The organism is Nocardia brasiliensis NBRC 14402, assembly GCF_000308475.2.
GTDB classification, from domain to species: Bacteria; Actinomycetota; Actinomycetes; order Mycobacteriales; family Mycobacteriaceae; genus Nocardia; species Nocardia brasiliensis.
Window position 1 is genome coordinate 83,321 of record NZ_BAFT02000060.1, and the last position, 17,603, is coordinate 100,923.

At 69.7% G+C, this 17,603-nt stretch carries 15 protein-coding genes and 1 pseudogene; 14 read left to right on the forward strand and 2 right to left on the reverse strand.

All coding sequences use genetic code 11. The features are described from left to right. Positions 1–12 precede the first annotated feature (12 nt). The 13 genes and pseudogenes from TY25_RS19700 to TY25_RS19755 all read left to right on the forward strand — a co-directional run bounded on the left by TY25_RS19700 (position 13) and on the right by TY25_RS19755 (position 13,818). On the forward strand, positions 13–1,209 hold the full coding sequence (locus TY25_RS19700; protein ID WP_052383076.1) for a PucR family transcriptional regulator: 1,197 nt from the start codon (positions 13–15) through the stop codon (positions 1,207–1,209). 156 nt (positions 1,210–1,365) lie between these two features. Continuing rightward, a complete protein-coding gene (gene lpdA, locus TY25_RS19705) occupies positions 1,366–2,814 on the forward strand; it encodes a dihydrolipoyl dehydrogenase (protein ID WP_042258250.1) in 1,449 nt (482 codons plus the stop codon). Positions 2,815–2,823: 9 nt separating this feature from the next. Next, a complete protein-coding gene (gene pdhA / locus TY25_RS19710) occupies positions 2,824–3,915 on the forward strand; it encodes a pyruvate dehydrogenase (acetyl-transferring) E1 component subunit alpha (protein WP_081868970.1) in 1,092 nt (363 codons plus the stop codon). A gap of 69 nt (positions 3,916–3,984) precedes the next feature. Beyond that, positions 3,985–4,968: an alpha-ketoacid dehydrogenase subunit beta gene (locus tag TY25_RS19715; RefSeq protein WP_014984653.1), complete on the forward strand. Its 984-nt coding sequence runs from the start codon at positions 3,985–3,987 to the stop codon at positions 4,966–4,968. 2 nt (positions 4,969–4,970) lie between these two features. After that, entirely contained in the window at positions 4,971–6,302 is a 1,332-nt protein-coding gene (locus tag TY25_RS19720) for a dihydrolipoamide acetyltransferase family protein (RefSeq protein WP_172595836.1), read from the forward strand. Positions 6,303–6,632: 330 nt separating this feature from the next. Continuing rightward, the gene (locus TY25_RS19725; RefSeq protein ID WP_088606855.1) at positions 6,633–7,973 is read left to right on the forward strand and encodes a DegT/DnrJ/EryC1/StrS family aminotransferase; all 1,341 of its coding nucleotides are present in this window, start codon (positions 6,633–6,635) and stop codon (positions 7,971–7,973) included. Next, positions 7,970–9,130: an MFS transporter gene (locus TY25_RS19730; RefSeq protein WP_042258251.1), complete on the forward strand. Its 1,161-nt coding sequence runs from the start codon at positions 7,970–7,972 to the stop codon at positions 9,128–9,130. The genes TY25_RS19725 and TY25_RS19730 overlap by 4 nt, the downstream gene beginning before the upstream one ends. After that, positions 9,127–10,062: a sulfotransferase gene (locus TY25_RS19735; protein ID WP_042258252.1), complete on the forward strand. Its 936-nt coding sequence runs from the start codon at positions 9,127–9,129 to the stop codon at positions 10,060–10,062. The genes TY25_RS19730 and TY25_RS19735 overlap by 4 nt, the downstream gene beginning before the upstream one ends. 2 nt (positions 10,063–10,064) lie before the next feature. Further along, a complete protein-coding gene (locus TY25_RS19740) occupies positions 10,065–10,871 on the forward strand; it encodes an SDR family NAD(P)-dependent oxidoreductase (RefSeq protein WP_042258253.1) in 807 nt (268 codons plus the stop codon). A gap of 37 nt (positions 10,872–10,908) precedes the next feature. Beyond that, positions 10,909–11,784: a family 3 encapsulin nanocompartment shell protein gene (locus TY25_RS19745; RefSeq protein WP_042258254.1), complete on the forward strand. Its 876-nt coding sequence runs from the start codon at positions 10,909–10,911 to the stop codon at positions 11,782–11,784. Positions 11,785–11,838: 54 nt separating this feature from the next. Further along, a pseudogene (locus TY25_RS44690) lies at positions 11,839–12,204 on the forward strand (FAD-dependent oxidoreductase); the annotation flags it as partial. A 100-nt stretch (positions 12,205–12,304) separates the two neighbouring features. After that, entirely contained in the window at positions 12,305–13,096 is a 792-nt protein-coding gene (locus TY25_RS44480; RefSeq protein ID WP_269082732.1) for an NAD(P)/FAD-dependent oxidoreductase, read from the forward strand. Then, on the forward strand, positions 13,093–13,818 hold the full coding sequence (locus TY25_RS19755) for an aspartate/glutamate racemase family protein (protein ID WP_042258255.1): 726 nt from the start codon (positions 13,093–13,095) through the stop codon (positions 13,816–13,818). Before TY25_RS44480 ends, TY25_RS19755 begins: the two co-directional genes overlap by 4 nt. A 28-nt stretch (positions 13,819–13,846) precedes the next feature. Here TY25_RS19755 and TY25_RS19760 read toward each other — a convergent pair whose 3' ends face one another. Both TY25_RS19760 and TY25_RS19765 read right to left on the reverse strand, forming a co-directional pair. Next, complete coding sequence (locus TY25_RS19760) at positions 13,847–14,842, reverse strand: alpha/beta hydrolase (protein WP_042258256.1); 996 nt, start codon at positions 14,840–14,842, stop codon at positions 13,847–13,849. Between the two features lie 186 nt (positions 14,843–15,028). After that, complete coding sequence (locus TY25_RS19765; RefSeq protein WP_042258257.1) at positions 15,029–16,459, reverse strand: CYTH and CHAD domain-containing protein; 1,431 nt, start codon at positions 16,457–16,459, stop codon at positions 15,029–15,031. A gap of 127 nt (positions 16,460–16,586) precedes the next feature. Between TY25_RS19765 and TY25_RS19770 the strand changes: the two genes are divergently transcribed. After that, on the forward strand, positions 16,587–17,597 hold the full coding sequence (locus tag TY25_RS19770) for a DNA topoisomerase IB (protein WP_042258258.1): 1,011 nt from the start codon (positions 16,587–16,589) through the stop codon (positions 17,595–17,597). The last annotated feature ends 6 nt before the right edge of the window (positions 17,598–17,603 follow it).

The following is a 17,603-nucleotide window of genomic DNA, read 5'->3' on the forward strand; positions in this document are numbered from 1 at the left end:
GCGTCTAGGCCTATGGCAGCACCCAAGCACACCGGTCCGACGCCGGGCATCCGGCGACTGGCCGCGGTGTGCCGGACCGAGGTTCCGGTGCTGACCCGGCGGCTGATGGCGGCCATCTTCACCGATATCCCCGAGTGGACGGATTACTCACCCGTCAGCCGCGAGGATCTGCGCAACGGCTGCCGCAGCTACCTGACCCGGGTGCTGGACCTGCTCGCCGGGGATGTCACCGTGCCGGACCGCGACGATGTCGCCGCCGCCATCGGCCGCAACCGTGCGGCGCAAGGCGTGCCGCTGGAGGTGATGCTGCGGACGTTCCGGCTCGGCGGCCAGATCGTCTGGGAGGCGCTGCTCGACCGCGCCGACGACCTGGCGCCGGGCGAGTTCCGCGAGATCGGCGCGGCGACCTGGTCGGTCATCGACGGCATGTCCTCGGCGCTGGTCACCTCCTACCGCAATACCGAACTCGAGCAGGTACGCCGGGACGAGCGCCGCAGACACGGACTGATCGAGGACCTGCTGGCCGGGCGCGCGCACGACGCGACCTTCGCCGCGCGCGCCGCCCGCGAACTGAACCTGCCCGCGCACGGCGCCTACCTCGTGGTCGCGGTGCGCGGCGCCCGGCCGGCCGTGCAGCTCGGCACCGAGACGGCCTTGGCGGCGCTGGGCATTCGCTCGGTGTGGCACGATCGGGTGGACACCACGGTCGGCTTGGTTTCACTCGAGCGGCACGACAGTTCCACTGTGCTGCAACAGATCCGGCCGCGCGTCCGGGGCGGGGCCGCGGCCTCGCCACCAGTGCCGGGGCTAGCCCAGATCGATGCCGCTCACTCGCTGGCCATGCTCGCCTTGGAAACATTGCCTACGGACGCACAGGGTTTGGTGTTGCTCGACGAGCGCTACCCCGAGGCGATGCTGCTGCGGTCCCCGGACCTCACCGAACTGCTGGTGACGCGCACGCTCGGGCCGGTGCTCGCACTCCCCGAGCGGGAACGCGACATCCTGCTGGAGACGCTGACCACCTGGCTGGCCGAGAACTGTTCGGCCGCCAACGCCGCGCCGCTGCTGCACTGCCATCGCAACACCGTCATCAACCGGCTGCACCGCATCGCCACGCTGCTCGGCCGCCCGCTCGAGGGCCGACGCGCTTACGTCGAGCTGTCGCTCGCGCTGGCGGCAGTCGAGCTGGGTGTGGCCGGATCGGACTGAGCCGCCCGCAGCGATTGTGCGCTGCGCCCATTTTCATGCCCCGATTTCTGGGCTTCCGGCAAATTGCTTGGGCAATCACGGCCCACAAGACTCGAGAGAACGACCCACGCCACAACCCGGCCGGGTCGCTAATCGTCGAGATGAGGAGCACCACGAGTGCCGGAATTCGATCTACTGGTGATCGGCGGCGGACCGGGCGGCTACGTGGCCGCCATCCGGGGCGCGCAGCGCGGACTCCGGGTCGGCTTGGTGGAAAAGGAGCGCCCGGGCGGCGTCTGCCTGAACTGGGGTTGTATCCCGACCAAGGCGATGCTGCGTTCCGCCGAGGTCTTCCACACGCTCACCGCCGCAGCGGAATTCGGCGTCTACGCCGACAATGTGCGCTTCGACTTCGCGGCCGTGCGGCAGCGCAAGGACGGGGTCGTCAAGGAACTCACCGACGGCGTCGCCGGCCTGCTGAAGGCCAACGGCGTCACGGTCATCGAGGGTCACGCCCGGTTCGTCGGCCCGACCACGGTCGAGGTGCACGAGACCGGCGCGTCGCCCATTTTCGAGGGCGGTCCCCGCTACGCCGCCGCGCCGGGCGCGCCGGTGCGGCAGGTCAGCGCCCAGGACGTGATCGTCGCGACCGGTTCGGTGCCCGCGCTGTTGCCGATTCCCGGGGCCGACCTGCCCGGTGTCGTCACCTCCGACGGCGCGTTCGGGCTCACCGAGGTGCCGCGGCGCCTGGTGGTGATCGGCGGCAGTGCGGTCGGCGCGGAATGGGCCAGCCTGTTCGCCACGTTCGGCAGCCAGGTCACCGTGGTGGAAATGCAGGATCGCCTGGTTCCGCTGGAGGACAAGGAGATCGGCGACGCGCTCGGCCGCTCCTTCCGCAAACGCGGCATCACCGTGCTGACCGGGGCCACCGTCACCGCCATCGCCCAGGACGACGGCTTGCTGGTCTCGGTCGCCGGACCCAAGCCCCAGGACATCCCCGCCGACGTCGTGCTGGTCGGGGTCGGCCGCCGGCCCAACACCGCGCACCTGGGTCTGGACGTCGCCGGAATCGGCACGGACGCACGGGGTTTCATCGAGGTCGATGATCAGCTCCGGACCGGGGTCGAGCACGTCTACGCCATCGGCGACGTCACCGGAAGGGCACTGCTCGCCCATGTCGCCTCGCATCAGGGCCTCACCGCAGCCGACGTGATCGCCGGACACGACGCGCACATCGACTACACGGTGATCCCGGCCGCCACCTTCACTCATCCGGAGATCGCGAGCGTCGGGCTCACCGAGGCGGCCGCGCGTGCGGCCGGTCACGAGGTGATCACCGCCAAGTTCCCGTTCGCGGCGCTGGGCCGGGCGAAGACCTTCGGCGAGACCGAGGGCATCATGAAGATCGTTGCCGGGCAACGACATCGAGAGGTGCTCGGCGTGCACATCATCGGCCCGTCGGCCAGCGACCTGATCACCGAGGGCGCGCTGGCCATCTACTTGGAGGCGACGCTCGATGAGCTGGCCGACACCATTCACGCCCACCCCACCCTCGGCGAGATCGGCATGGAGACGGCGCTGGCCGGGCTCGGACTGCCGGTGCACATCGCGCCGCGTAAGCGTTAGGAGCCGCAGATGACCACCACGAGCGCTCCGCGCAAGACCACCCGTCGGGCCACCAAGGCCGCGCCTGTGCCCGCCGAATCACCTTTCGCCACCGAGGATCCCGCGGTCCTGCGTGGCCTGTTCCGCGACATGCTGTTCGTGCGGCGCTTCGAAGAGCGCACCGCGCAGAGCTACCAGCAGGCCAAGATCGGCGGCTACTGCCACCTGAACCTCGGCGAGGAAGCCACCGTGGTCGGCCTCGGCGCCGCGATGCGGCCCACCGACTACCTGTTCACCAACTACCGCGAGCACGGGTACGCGCTGGCCAAAGGCATCGAGCCGGGCCGGGTGATGGCCGAGCTGTACGGCCGCGCCACCGGCACCTCCAAGGGCTGGGGCGGCTCGATGCACATGTACGACACCGCGACCCGCCTGCTGGGCGGCTACGCCATCGTGGGCGGCCAGGTTCCGCTCGCCATCGGCGCGGCGCTGGCCATCGACTACCGCGGCGGGGACGACGTGGTGGTGTGCCAGATGGGTGAGGGCACCACCAATATCGGCGCGTTCCACGAATCGCTCAACATCGCCGCCCTGTGGCGGCTCCCGGTGGTCTTCCTGGTGATCAACAACCAGACCGGCATGGGCACCACGGTCGAGAACTCCTCGGCCGAGCCAGATCTGTGGAAGCGGGCCGCCGCCTACCGCATGCGCGGCGAGCGGGTGGACGGCACCGACGTGCTCGCCGTGCGCGATATGGCGAGCGAACTCATCGAAGCCGCACGGCGCGAAGGGAAACCGGCGCTGCTGGAGGCGGTCAGCTACCGGCTCAAAGGCCACTCGGTGGTCGACCCGGCCAAATACCGCAGCACCGAAGCGGTGGCCACGGCGCGCGAACACGATCCGATCGCGCTGTGGCAGCACCGATTGCTCGCCGCCGAGGTGCTCACGGATCAGTCGCTGGCCGAGATCGAACGAGAGGTGACCGAAAGCGTGGTCGCCGCCGTGGAATTCGCCGACGCCAGCCCGCACCCGGACCCGTCGAGTCTGTTCGACTACAACTACGCCACGCCGGTCCCGAGCGACTCCCGCCGTCTGCCCGCCGACCCGCTCTTCACCGCCTGAGGACCAACTGTGTCTACCAACCCCGCCGGCTCCGCAAGCGCCGCCGGCTACCAACCCCCAGCGCCTGTCATGACCTATCGCGAAGCGCTGCGCGAAACCCTGCGCGAGGAGATGCGCCGCGACGACGACGTCTTCCTGATCGGGGAAGAGATCGGCGTCTTCGAAGGCTCCTACAAGATCACCGCCGGACTGCTCGCCGAATTCGGCGAGAAGCGGGTACGCGACACTCCGATCGCGGAGGAAGGTTTCGTCGGCGCCGCGATCGGCGCCGCCATGCTGGGCCTGCGCCCGGTGGTGGAGATCATGACGATCAACTTCTCGCTGCTCGCGCTGGACCAGATCGTCAACCACGCCGCCAAGATCTACGGCATGTTCGGCGGGCAGACCAGCGTGCCGATGGTCATCCGCACGCCGGGCGGCGGCGGCCAGCAGCTCGGCGCGACGCATTCGCAGAACATCGAGCTGTACTACGCCTTCGTGCCCGGTTTGAAAGTGGTGGCGCCCAGCACGCCCGCCGACGCCCGCGCACTGCTCAAGGCCGCGATCGAGGACGACGATCCGGTTCTGTTCCTGGAGAACCTGTCCCTCTACAACACCAAGGGCGAAGTGCCGGTGGACCTTCCGGCCGCGCAGATCGGCAAGGCCGCAGTCACCAGGGCAGGCACCGACATCACGCTCATCGGCTACTCCCGGATGGCCACCGTCGCCACCCAGGTCGCCGAACGCCTTGCCGCCGAGGGTGTTTCTGCCGAGGTGATCGACCTGCGCAGCCTGCGCCCACTGGACCGCGAGACGCTCATCGCGTCCGTGCGCAAGACCGGCTGCGCGGTCGTCGGCGAGGACGACTGGCTCACCTACGGTATCGGCGCGGAGATCGCGGCCTCGATCTCCGATGGCGCGTTCGACTACCTCGATGCCCCGGTCCGTCGCGTCGCGATGGCCGAGGTTCCGCTCCCCTACGCGAAACCGCTGGAGAAGCTCGCCCTGCCGTCCGCGGATTCGCTCTACACCGCCGCGGTGGAAACCCTTGCGGCCGTTGGCCGGAGGTCCTGACCATGCCCGAAATCACCATGCCCCGGCTCTCCGACACCATGGAGGACGGCGTCGTCTCCGCCTGGCTCAAGCAGGTCGGCGAGCAGATCACCCGCGGCGAGGTCGTCGCGGAGATCGAAACCGACAAGGCGCTCATGGAGCTCGAGGCGTACGAGGACGGCGTGCTCGAGCAGATCCTCGCCGCGCCGGGGGTACGCGTGCCGATCGGTGAGCCCATCGCGATCGTCGGCGACGGGAGCGGCACTTCGGCGGCCGCTGCGCCGCCGGCGGATTCGGCGGCCGCGACACAACCGGCCGAGACCACTCCGGCGCAAGCTCGTCCGGCCGACCCGGCCCCGGAAACGCCTGCGGTGCACAGTGTTCCCGCCGCCGGCGCGGACGAGCGCAAGAAGTCGTCTCCCCTGGCTCGTAAGATTGCGCGGGAACTGGGGGTCGATCTCGCCGCCGTCGCCGGCACCGGCCCCGGCGGCCGGGTCACCCGTCAGGATGTGGAAGCCGCGCACCGCCAGGCCGCCGCATCCGGCACCACCGCCGCGCCCGGCCAGGCCGCCGAGCCCAGCCCAGTGGCCGAGGCGCCCTCCGGACCCGTTTCTCCCGCGTCCGCACCGAGTGTCGTTGCCGCACAGCCTGTCCCGGCGACAACAGACTACGAAGAGATCCCGCTCACCAACATCCAGCGGGTTTCCGCGGTCCGGCTCACCGAGAGCAAGCAGCAGGCGCCGCACATCTACCTGACCAGCGCGATCGACGTGACCGACCTGTTCGCCTTCCGCGCGCAGCTCAACACGACGCTGGTGGCCGCGGGCGAGGGCAAGGTCAGCGTCAACGACCTGCTGGTCAAGGCGGTCGCCACGACGCTGCGCAAGGACCCCGCGGTCAATGTCAGCTTCGCGGGCGACAAGCTGCTGCGCCACCGGGGTATTCATCTCGGCGTCGCGGTGGCCACCCCGGCGGGTCTGCTCGTACCGGTGCTGCGCGACGCGGACCGCAAGAGCGTCTCCGAGCTGGCGGCCGAGAGCCGGGACAAGGCGGTCCGGGCACGCGAGCGCAAGCTCCGCGCGGACGAAATGTCCGGCGGCACGTTCACCATCTCCAATCTCGGCATGTTCGGGATCGAGCAGTTCACCGCCGTCATCAACCCGCCGGAGTCCGCGATCCTCGCGGTCGGCGCGGCGGCCGACGAACTGCGCCTCGCGGACGGGGCCGTGGTGACCCGCAAGATCCTGCGCGTCACCCTGTCCGCCGATCATCGCGCCGTCGACGGCGCGGTCGCCGCCCAGTTCCTCGCCCACCTGAAGGACCTGCTCGAGCAGCCGCTCCGCATCATCGCCTGACCCCCGAACCGCCCGCATCCTGCGCGCCGCCCAGTCGGCCACCGCAGGATGCGGGCGGCTTCATGTCCGGAAGCCGTTCCGCCGTGACCGCTTTCGCGCTCTGGCGCATCGGCGTCATATCCGCGCGCTCTCATTTCGCCTGCCAGGGCAAGGCGATTTCGGTGACGTCTCAACAGTAGACCGCATTGCCGGGCAATCGATTTCGGGTATCCGGACGGAAACTTCGGTGTACCGTTCCACGGACGTCCTACCATTTCCCCGGGGGAAACTCGACGGACGATACGGTGGCGGCTCGCCGATGTTTTACTGTTTGTTTGGCAAGGAATTCCGATGGCGGATAATGAGATAGACCATTCGGCATCGACCCGGCAACTGCCGGGCGCACGGATAGCTACCGATTCGCGGCTGGCGCTGGACGGCGGTGTCCCCGTCCGATCGGCGCCCTGGCCGACTTATGACCGAGGCGCCGTGTGCGTCTATCCCGAAGACGAGGCGGCGGCGCTGCGCGCCATTCGCAGCCACCTCTACTTCCGCTACGACTACCGGCCCGCGCACGAAACCGAGTGCGCCGGATTCGAAGCCGAACTCTGCCGCTATTTCGGCTGTAAGCACGCGCTGGCCACCGCCAGCGGCACCACCGCGCTGGCCTTGGCGATCATGGCCGCGGGCATTCCGCCCGGCAGTCTGATCGCCTGTCCCGGTTTCACTTTTGCGGCGACGCCCAGCGCCATCCTGCTCGCCGGATGCACGCCGTTCCTCGTCGACGTCGACGAGAATCTGCACTTGGACGTGGCCGATCTGCGGCGCCGGTGGACCCCGCAGGTACGCGCGATCATGGTGGTGCACATGCGCGGTTTCGCCGGCGACATGGCGGCCCTGCTCGAATTCGCCGACGAAATGGGTGTGCCCGTGTTCGAGGACGCCGTGCCGGCGCTCGGCGCGGAATTGGCCGGCCGTAAACTCGGCACCTTCGGCCTGGCGGGCGCTTTCAGCACTCAATCGGACAAGTCGCTCAACAGCGGCGAGGGTGGCTTTCTCGTCACCGACGACAGCGCGCTGTTCGCCCGCGCCACTGTGCTTTCCGGCGCGTACGAGGGACGATTACGCCGGCATTTCCCGGACGGCGAACCACCGATCAGCACCGATCTGGATCTGCCGCTGCTCAGTTTCCGCATGGACGAGATCCGCGCCGCGCTGCTGCGGGCCGAGCTGGCGCGATTGCCGGTACGGCTGGCCGCGTTCCGGCGCAATTACGATCACGTCGCCGCGGCGCTGGCCGACGTCGACGGAATTCGGATCCGGCAACCGGTCGCGCCGGGCGCGTATCTCGGCGAGGCCTTCATCTTTCAGGTGCCGAGCGGGCGCGCCCAATGGTTTGCGCGGGCGCTGTGCCACGAGGGCATCGAGGCGCGCAATCTCGGTTCCGACGCCGACCACAACATCCGGGCGTTCTGGAATTGGCGATTCCTGTTCCGCGGCATGACGACCACCGCCATCCAAGCACTGCTGCCCGCGGCGACCCGCTATCTCCAAGGGGCCGTTGATGTTCCGCTCTCCTCGACGCTGACGCCCGCGGATTGCGACGAACTCGTCACGGCGGTACGCAAAGTCGCCGCCGCCGAACTCGGCACCGAAGAGGGCGCGGGCTCCGCAGCGGCCGGGCAGCGATGAGCACCGAAGCCGGCGCGCTACCGCGGCTCGCCCTGGCCGGTGTGTTCGGCGGTCTGTTCTGCGGCTATCTCGGCCTGTCCGCGGCGATCCCGGTGCTGCCCGCGCACGTCCGGGATCAGTTCGGGGCGGGCGATCTCGCGGTGGGGCTCGCGGTCACCGCGACCGCGCTCACCGCGCTGCTCACCCGTCCGATCTTCGGTGGGCTCGCGGATCGATACGGGCATCGCTGCGTCATGCGCTTCGGCGCGCTGGCGATCGCCGCGGGCGGCCTGCTGTACTTCCTCCCGGTCGGTCTCGCGGGCCTGATCGTGGTCCGGCTGCTGCTCGGCATCGGCGAGGCCGCCCTGTTCACCGCGGGCGCGGTCTGGACCGTGGCGCTCGCCCCGCACCACCGTCGCGGCCAGGTGATCGGCTTGTACGGCATCGCCATGTGGGGCGGCATCTCGCTGGGCACCGCGCTCGGTGCGGTCTTGCGGCACTTCGGCATCGATGCGGTGTGGGCGTTCTGTGCCGCCGCGCCGTTGCTCGGCGCGGTCCTGATCAACATCGTCGTGCCGCAACCGCACGTCGCGGCGGCCAGCGGCCGCGGGCTGCTGCTGCGGCCCGCGGTGCTGCCCGGGCTGGGCCTGGCGTTGGGCGCCGCGGGTTATGTCGGCCTGGCCGCGTTCGTGATCAGCGGTCTGCAGGAACGCGGCATCGACGCGGGCGTCGTCGTGCTGAGCACCTTCAGCGCGGTGTACGCGGGCACCCGGTTGTTCATCGGGCATCTGCCGGATCAGCTGGGCCCGCGCCGGGTCGCATCCTGGTGTGGCGCAGGCGAAGCCGCGGGGCTGCTGATCATCGCATGGGCGCCGAACCTGCCGGTCGCGGTGCTCGGCGCCGTGGTCATGGGCGTCGGATTCTCGCTCCTGCATCCCTCTTTGGCGCTGATGGTCATGAACAACACCGAAAACACCAAGCAGGGCGCGGCAATCGGCGCCTACACCTCGTTCTGGGATCTGGGCCTGTTCGTCTGGGGTCCGGCGACCGGGGCCATCGCGACCGGGTTCGGCTACCCCGCCGTCTTCGTGGTCGGCGCGGCCTGCGCGCTCGCGGCCTCGGTCCTGGCCATGACGATCCGGCAAGCAGTCACCACGGAGAAGGCAGTCGGCCGATGACGAACCCCACCCCGCTGAAAGTCCTGTGCATCACCGGTTGGTGTCGCAACGGCAGCACCATCATCGGCAACATCCTGAACGAGATTCCCGGCTTCTTTCACGTCGGCGAGCTGGCCTTCCTCTGGAAGAACGCGGCCGGGCGCGGCGTGAACCAGGAGTGCGGCTGCGGGCTCGAGCTCGTCGACTGCCCGATCTGGTCCACCGTCCTGCCGATCGGTCAGCCCGCCGATACGCCGTTCGCCGCGCATGCCGACACGGTCATCCGGCGTCAGCTCGGCAGCGTCCGGACCCGCCACACCTGGCAGGTCCTGGGCCGCGGCCTGCGTAGCGCGCAGGTGCGCGCCCACGCCACGCTGATGACCGAGGTCTATCACGCCGTCGCGGCCCGCTCGAACGCCCGAGTGATCGTCGATACCAGCAAGATTCCCGGCGAGGCCGCGCTGCTGCCGTATCTCGACGGCATCACCCCGTACTACGTCCATCTGGTGCGCGACCCGCGTGCGGTGGCCCAATCCTGGAGCAAGCCGAAGGAATACGTGTACGCGATGTCGCCGGGCAAGAGCACCGGCTACTGGACCGGATTCAATCTCGCCACGCACGCGATCACCCGGCGCCATCCGCAACGCTCCCTGTTCCTGCGCTACGAGGACTTCATCGCCGCGCCCGAACAGACCATCGCCGCGATGCTGGCGCACTGTGCGTGTGATCCCGCGGCGAACCCGGTCACCGATCGCACGGTCGAGTTGCACACCAATCACACGGTGACCGGGAACCCGGACCGCTTCCACACCGGGGCCACCGTCATCCGTCCGTCCGACGATTCCTGGCGGTCCGGGTTGCCGAAGTCGGCCCAGCGCACCGTCGCCGCACTGTCCTGGCCGCTCGCACGCCGCTATGGCTACGCGCTCGGCACCACGAAAGCGAAGGGGTAGTCATGGATCTCGGGCTCGAGCACAAGGTAGCGCTGGTCGCGGGCGGGTCGAGCGGGATCGGGCTGGCCATCGCGCGGGAACTGGCAGCCGAGGGCGCGCACGTCGCGATCGGCGCGCGCGACGCCGCCCGGCTGGCCGCGGCGGAGCGGGCGGTCAAAGAGGTCGCGCGGGCCCGGGTGCACGCCACCAGTGTGGACATCACCGACAGTGCGGCCGCCCACCGCTGGATCGAGGAGGTCGCCGCCGAATTCGGTGCGGTGCACGTCATGGTGGTCAGCGGCGGCAGCCCGCCCACCGGGAACGCGGCCTGCTTCGCGCCGGCGGACTACCGGGCGGCGATCGATGGCGTGCTGATGCCCGCGGTCGACGTGGCCCTCGCCGCGCTGCCGTATCTGCGCAAAGCCCGTTGGGGCCGGGTAATTTTCGTGACCTCGGAGACCGCGAGCGTGCCCATCGGCGATCTGGCGCTGTCCGGTGTGACCAGGACGGCCATCACCCGTTTCGCCCAGTCCCTGGCCGTCGAGGTGGGCCGCGACGGCGTGACGGTCAACGTGCTGGCGCCCAGCGCGACCCGCACGCCCCTGCTGGAACGCGTGGTGGCGCAACGCACCGACCGGATCGAAGCCGAGTTCGACACGCTGGGCAGGCACACCGCGATCGGGCGTATCGCCCACCCGGCCGAAATGGCCGCCGTCGCCGCCTTTCTGGCGAGCGCGCGGTCCTCCTATCTGACCGGGACGGTCCAACTGGTCGACGGCGGCGCGAGCCTGCTCGGCCCGAGCTGGTCACACCCCGCCGAACCAGCGTGACCGGCACTGTCGCCGGCGACACGGAAGGAAGTAAAACATGCTGCACACCGATGGCGTGAAACCGACTCTGGCGCAGGTCGTCCGGGACCGCGCGCAGGAACTCTCCCCGGGACGGATGTTCGTGGAGTGCTGCGCCGAGCGGGGTCTGGACGCCGCGGTCGAGTACGACGTGACGATCACCGACTCGCTGACCAGTTCGCGGCGCAAGCCGCGCCACCCCGCGCGCAATATGCTCAAAGCCATTGACCTGTCCCGTGATCCGCGTCAGTACTACTGGCACGAAAGCCCGCCCGGCGCCGACGACGCCCCGATCGACGGCGCCGACGTCCGCCGGGAACTGGCCAGCAGGTTCCACAGGTCACCGATCCCGGAACTGCTGCCCACCACCGCCTGGGTCCAGGTGCCGCCGCAGCTGTGGGAGGACCCCGGCACGTTCGAATCCTTCATCGACTATCGCCTGATCGTGCGGCTGTGCACGGCGGAGAACTACACGATCATCGCGAGCGCGGGTGGCCTGCTCAACATTCCGGGCATCGAGCGGATGACCTCGGCCGGGCCGTTCAGCTCGACTATCCTGCGCGCCTGCAACGAGATCGAGCAGATGGGCGGCACCGCGGACGGCATGATCATCAACCCGGTCGACTACTACCGCGCCATGGGCACCGGGACCCTGATGACCGATCTGGAGCGCAACGGCGTGTTCATCGTGCGCACCCGCCTGGTCGAGCCGGGCAGTGCCATCGTCGGCGACTTCGGCCACGGCGCACAGCTTTTCGACGCCGGACGCTCGGTGATCCGGTTCGCCGAGCCACCGCCGGGCACGTTCACCGAGCCCGGCGCGGCGGTGATGGCGCAGATCTACGAGCGGGTCGTGGTTAACCTGCCGACCAACTTCTTCGTCGTCACCGTGTAGGGGGCGTCGGTGTCCGAAGAGACGGCGCCACCCGTGCGCGACGACCCGGACGTCGTGGTCGTCGGGGGCGGGGCCGCCGGATTGTTCTGTGCCTATCACCTGCGCCGCGCCGGTGCGGCGGTCACCGTGCTGGAACGCGGCGCGCTCGGCGGCCCGCAGTCGTGTTCCAGCGGGAACACAGGCTTCGTCGGCACGCACGGCGCCGCGCCCTTGGCGGAGCCGGGAATGCGCTCGTGGCGTTCGCTCGCCATGCTGCATCCGGACGCCCCGTTCCATGTGCGTCCGCGGGCGGACCGCGAATTGCTGCGCTGGCTCGGTCATTTCGGGCGGGCCTGCACACCGTCGGCCGCGGCGACGGGGTTTCGGACCCTGGCCGAGATGAAGCGGCGCAGCCTCGAGATCCTGCACGAACTCTGCGTATCCGAAAGGATCGCGGACACTTTCGCAGCGCCCGGCATCGTCCTGACTTACCGGACCGCCCAAGGCTTTTTCCGCCGCGCGCGCGGCCCTCGCCCGCACCGTGGCCAACGGGATCCCGTTGCGCGTCCTCGCACCGGGCGAGCTGGACGAACTGGAGCCCAGGACCCGGTTCGCCGTCCACGGCGCGCTGTACAACCCGGAGGGCGCGTACCTGCGGGTGCCGGAGTTCGTGCTCGAGTTCGGCCGCCTGCTGCGGGCACTCGGCGTCGAGATCCGCGAATACACCGAGCTGACCGGCTTCGCGATCACCGCGGGAAAGATCGGTCGGCTCAGCACAACCCGCGGTGAGCTCCGTCCCGGTGCGGTGGTCCTCACTGCAGGCGCCTGGTCGACCGAATGCGCGCGGATGGCCGGGGTCGAGCTACCGCTGCAACCGATCAAGGGCTACAGCGTCACCATGGACCAGCCGCCGAACGGGCCGAGCCGTCCTGTCCTGTTGAGCGAAGGCCGGGTGGCGCTGGTCCCCCTGGGCGATCGCTTGCGCATCGGCGGCACCCTGGAGCTGACCGGCATGCGTAACACCATCTCCGACCGCCGGGTGCGGAGCATGTTGCGCACCGTCGGTGACTACCTGCCCGACCTCGAACAGACGCACACCCGCGAGACCTGGAGTGGTCTGCGCCCCAGCACACCCGACGGCGTGCCGGTCATCGGCCGGGCCGGGCCGGGCAACCTGATCGTCGCCGCGGGATACGGCCATATCGGCATGGGGCTCGCGCCGGCCGGTGGTGAGCTCGTCGGGCACCTGCTCGCGGGTGAGACACCGGTCACCGATCCGGATCCCTTGCGCCCGAATCGTTTCGGTGGGTCGCGTGACCGGCAGCCGACATGACCGCGCACCCGGACACCAAGCGCGGCAGCACGATCGGCGTGTTGTGCCTCGACACCGCGTTCACCAAGCTCCCCGGCCATATCCGGAATCCGTCGACCTTCGACTTCCCCGTCGTCTACCAGGTGGTGCGCGGCGCGACACCGCAGCGGGTGGTGGCCGAGGCGGATCCGACATTGCTCGCGCCGTTCGTCGCCGCCGCAAAGGAACTCGAAGCCCGCGGGGTGGCCGCGATCACCAGCGGCTGCGGGTTCCTCGTCCTGTTCCAGCAGCAGTTGGCCGACGCCGTGCACGTCCCCCTGTACAGCTCGAGCCTCATCCAATTGCCGATGGTGCGCCGCATGATCGCTGCAGACCGCGAGATCGGCGTCCTCGTCGCCAAGCGGGACGCGCTGACCTGGCGGCACCTGCGCGCGATCGGCGCCGAGACGCTGCCGATCCGCGTCGCCGGAATGGACGCGCACCCCGAGTTCCGCGAGGTCGTCCTCGAGGGCCGCCGGACCGCGCTCGACGCCGACCGGCTCGGGCGTGAGGTGCTCGCCGAGGTCGACCGCCTGGCCGCGGCGCAGCCGGCGCTCGGCGCGCTGGTGATCGAATGCACCGACCTGGTGCCCTACGGGCACGCGATCCAGCGCCGTCTCGGCATCCCGGTGTTCGACATCGTCACGCTCACCGAAATGGTGCATCGCAGCCTGTGCCACCGCCCTTTTCGCAGCGGCCGGTAGTGGCCGGCGCGGGTCGTCGGCAGCGGGCTCAGCCGAGGGTACCCAGCCAGTCGAGCACGGCTTGCTGATGGGCGCGGGCCGCACGCGCGATCACCAGCGCATGTCCCGCATCCGGCAGCACGTAGGTCCGAAGTCGCGCCGCGGGTGCGAAATACGGCGCCTCGGCCGCGTACAGCGCCGCCGTGTCGGCGCACACCGAACACAGCTTGTCCTCGCTGCCGTTGGCGATCATCACCGGCACGCCGATCCGGCGGGTCATCGGCCCGACGGTGGTGACGAGGCCGGTGACCATCTCGGCGAGGGTGAACGTGTCCTTCACCTGCGCCTCGTCTACGGCGAGGACGGCCGGGTCGGTGCCGGGAACCCCGAAACTCGCCGGACGGGTGCCCGGGGCGGTGGTCAGATAGCCGGGATCGTGGCCGGCGAAACGCGGGTCCGGGTCGGTGGCCACCGATCGGAACGTGAGCGCGGCGGCCATGGTGCCCAACGGATTCACCGAGTGTGAGTAGCCGGTCAGCAGCAGGCCGTCCAGCTGTGCCCCGCCGACCGCCGCGAGCACCCCGATCCCGGAACTCAACGAGACGCCGCCGAACACCACCTTCCGGAACGGCGGGTGGCCCGCCATTCCGTCGCGGCGCAGACCGGCGATGATCCCGGTCACCGCGTCGGCCTCCCGGGGCGAGGTGACGCTGTGGCTCGGCGGACGCGAACTCCGGCCGGTGCCGAACCGGTCCACCGAGACGACCGCGTAGCCCGCGGCGTTCAGAGCACGCCGGAAGCTGTATTTCTCCCCGGCCGCGGGCCAATCCCAGTATCGGGCATTGGTCGCCGCGCCGGGCATCAGGACCAGCACGGTATCGGTGGCCTGCGCCGGCAGGCACATCCGGGCGCCCAGTTCGCCGTCGGGCACCGCTAGCAACAGATCTCGGCACCGGCCCGGATCGGCCGGTGCGGCGTGTGCGATACCGGTCGAGGCCAGCACGGCGGCCACCGCTATCGCGACGGTTCCTCGCACGAAATTCATACTCGCGCACGCTATCCCACCCCTCGGTCGCGGGAAAGCGGAAAAGTCGTCGATATGACGCGAATGTCCTTGTCACGCCACAACTTTCCGTACTGGAACCGGGGACTGGTCAACTTTGGAACCCGGAACAAGTTCCGAATTCTATTGTCCGATAGAGCAACTCGCAGGGTTCCAGCGCGACCACAACTAGCGGGCGATCTCGGCCACCAGTCGGCGCGCCCGCTCGGCCGCGTGCTGCTCGTTCGCGTAGAGCAGGCCGTAGGTGAAGCCGTTCTCACCAGCGGTCGTGCCCGCCGTCGTCGCGAGCCGCCACAGCAGTCCGGCCGAGACCACGCCGTCGTTGTGGTCGCCGAGCACGCGTTGAAGCTTCTTGTAGTACTTGATATTCGACTCAGCGGTAGCGCGCCGATGCACCGGTTCGTGCACCTCGGCGGCATATCGCGCGCGCTTGGCGGCCTTGCGCGCCCGGTGCAGCGATTCGTCGCGCCGGTCGGCCAGCGCCACCGCGAGCCGCTGGTCGGCTTTGCGTGCCGCCCGCCCCGCGCGCCGCACCAGTTCGCTCTTGCGCACCCGAACCGCGAACGGCGGCTGCGACTTCCACGCCTGCAGCGCCGCGAGCAGCGCCAGGTAGCGCGGCGAATCCAACGCCGCCGCGAGGGCGGCCCGGCTGGTCAGCTGCCGTTCGAGCAGGGTGGCGTCGATTCGGCCCGCCACCGGACCGAGGACGAGTTCCGGGGGCAGCTCCTCGATCTCGGCGGCCAGGCGCGCCCGCTGTACCTGACAGTCCCGCACCTCGCCGAGCAGTCCGGCGTACCACTTCAATTCGTCCGCGATGCCCTCGATCGCCGGGCGGTCCAGCAGCTTCCCGAAGACGCGCAGCGTGCTGCGCAGGCGCCGGGTCGCGACACGGGTGTCGTGGATCGGATCCTCGCCACGGCGCAGCGCGAGGTCTCCGGCGAACACGACATCGATCTGAGCGTTCAGGTATTCGTGGATCGCGCGCTCCGCTTTCGACCGTGCCACCGCGGGTTCGTCCCGAGGTGGCACCACACGCGCGAGCTTGGACGGATACCTCGACCGCGACGCACCCGCCGCGGCCAGCCGGTCCAGCAGTTCGGCGGGCGCGGCCGCGGTACGCGGGCCGAGCTCGACTTCGATTTCCCGCCAGGCCAGGGCGGCCGCGGACCCGTCGCCCGGCGTGGTTCGCACGGTGTCGTCATCGACCTCGACCACGAGTTCGCCGTCCGGCCCGAACACCCGGTGCCGGTTGCGCAGGGTGTGAATCGTCGTGACCTCGTGCAGTCGCCTGCCGAGGGCGGCGCCGGTGACCACGTCGGCGAGTTCGTCCGGTAGTTCGTCGGACCACGCGGTGACCAGCTCCAGCCTGCCGTCGTCCTGCGGGATCTTCAGCTGCCAACCGGACTCGTCGGTGCCGGCCCGGCGCCGCAGCACCAGATCGTGGGAGAGCAGATCGCGGGCGGTGGTGTCGAAATAGGTGCTGGTGAGCTCCACCGCCGTCGCCTCGACCCGCCCGCCGGGCACCAGATCGTCGAGCGGTGGGAGGGCGAAAGCCCGGTCGACCTCCCATTTCGTTTCACGTTCGAGAGAGTCCTTCATCCTTGTGGCGTTCCCGGCGCACATCGCACCAAACGGACATACCGTGCGTGGCAGCCTGTTTGTCTCCCTCCTCCCGGGGAACGTCCAGCTAGCCACCCATGACGGACAACCCAGGAGGTTCGCGGATATGCGGCTGCGACGCAGCACGCCATACGGCCCCGGCATGCGCCGAGTGGCGCGCGGCCGTGGGTTCTCCTACGTGAGCACCGAGGGTGCCCGGGTTTCGGACGAGGCGACCCTCGAACGCATTCGTGGCCTGGTCATACCGCCCGCGTGGCGCAAGGTGTGGATCTGTCCGCACGACAACGGGCACATCCAAGCAGTGGGGGTCGACGCCGCGGGCCGGCGCCAGTACCTCTATCACGAACAGTGGCGCAAGGAGCGTGACGAGGAGAAGTTCGATCGCGTCCTCGACCTGGCCGCCGGACTACCGGAACTCCGCAGGCGCATCCACGCCGAACTCACCGAACCGGGCCTGGGGCTGCGACGGGTGGCCGCGCTCGCGGTGACGCTGGTGGATCGGGGCGTATTCCGAGTCGGCGGTGAGGAATACGCGCAGGAGCATGGGACCCGCGGGGTCGCGACCCTGCTGCGCGAGCAGGTCCGGCTGTCCGGTGCCGAGATGTCGTTCGACTATCCGGCGAAGGGCGGTATCCAACGCCGGGTGCGGATCCGCGACGCCGACTCCGCCCGCGTCGTGCGGTCGCTACGCCGCTGCCGGCACGACTCGCCACGGCTGCTCGTCTACCGGAAAGGGTCGCGATACTGCGAACTGCATGCCGACGATATCAACGACCTGTTCCGGGAGTGGTCCGAAAGCGAGTGCAGTGTAAAGGATCTGCGCACCTGGCACGGCACGGTACTGGCCGCGGCGGGTTTCGGCTCGGTCGAGCGGCCGGACTCACAGCGCCGACGCAAAGCGGTGGAGCGCACGGTGATCACGGATGTCGCTGCGGCGCTGGGCAATACCCCGGCCGTCGCCCGGGCGTCCTATGTCGATCCCCGCGTCCTGACCGCCTTCGAGCACGGGGCGACGATTTCGGCCGCCTTGCGCCGCGCGGCCCGGGGCGGATCGGACGAGCAACGCCAGAACACGGTCGAGCGCGCGGTGATCCGCCTGCTGCGCACCACGAACTGAGGAGCC

Excerpts from the sequence above, each read along its gene's own strand:
- TY25_RS19760 (WP_042258256.1), bottom strand. The coding sequence starts at position 14,842 with ATGAATTTCGTGCGAGGAACCGTCGCGATAGCGGTGGCCGCCGTGCTG.
- TY25_RS19765 (WP_042258257.1), bottom strand. The coding sequence starts at position 16,459 with ATGAAGGACTCTCTCGAACGTGAAACGAAATGGGAGGTCGACCGGGCT.
- TY25_RS19755 (WP_042258255.1), top strand. The coding sequence starts at position 13,093 with ATGACCGCGCACCCGGACACCAAGCGCGGCAGCACGATCGGCGTGTTG.
- TY25_RS19720 (WP_172595836.1), top strand. The coding sequence starts at position 4,971 with ATGCCCGAAATCACCATGCCCCGGCTCTCCGACACCATGGAGGACGGC.
- TY25_RS19700 (WP_052383076.1), top strand. The coding sequence starts at position 13 with ATGGCAGCACCCAAGCACACCGGTCCGACGCCGGGCATCCGGCGACTG.
- TY25_RS19770 (WP_042258258.1), top strand. The coding sequence starts at position 16,587 with ATGCGGCTGCGACGCAGCACGCCATACGGCCCCGGCATGCGCCGAGTG.
- TY25_RS19730 (WP_042258251.1), top strand. The coding sequence starts at position 7,970 with ATGAGCACCGAAGCCGGCGCGCTACCGCGGCTCGCCCTGGCCGGTGTG.
- TY25_RS19715 (WP_014984653.1), top strand. The coding sequence starts at position 3,985 with ATGACCTATCGCGAAGCGCTGCGCGAAACCCTGCGCGAGGAGATGCGC.
- TY25_RS19725 (WP_088606855.1), top strand. The coding sequence starts at position 6,633 with ATGGCGGATAATGAGATAGACCATTCGGCATCGACCCGGCAACTGCCG.
- TY25_RS19740 (WP_042258253.1), top strand. The coding sequence starts at position 10,065 with ATGGATCTCGGGCTCGAGCACAAGGTAGCGCTGGTCGCGGGCGGGTCG.
- TY25_RS19735 (WP_042258252.1), top strand. The coding sequence starts at position 9,127 with ATGACGAACCCCACCCCGCTGAAAGTCCTGTGCATCACCGGTTGGTGT.
- TY25_RS19745 (WP_042258254.1), top strand. The coding sequence starts at position 10,909 with ATGCTGCACACCGATGGCGTGAAACCGACTCTGGCGCAGGTCGTCCGG.
- pdhA (WP_081868970.1), top strand. The coding sequence starts at position 2,824 with ATGACCACCACGAGCGCTCCGCGCAAGACCACCCGTCGGGCCACCAAG.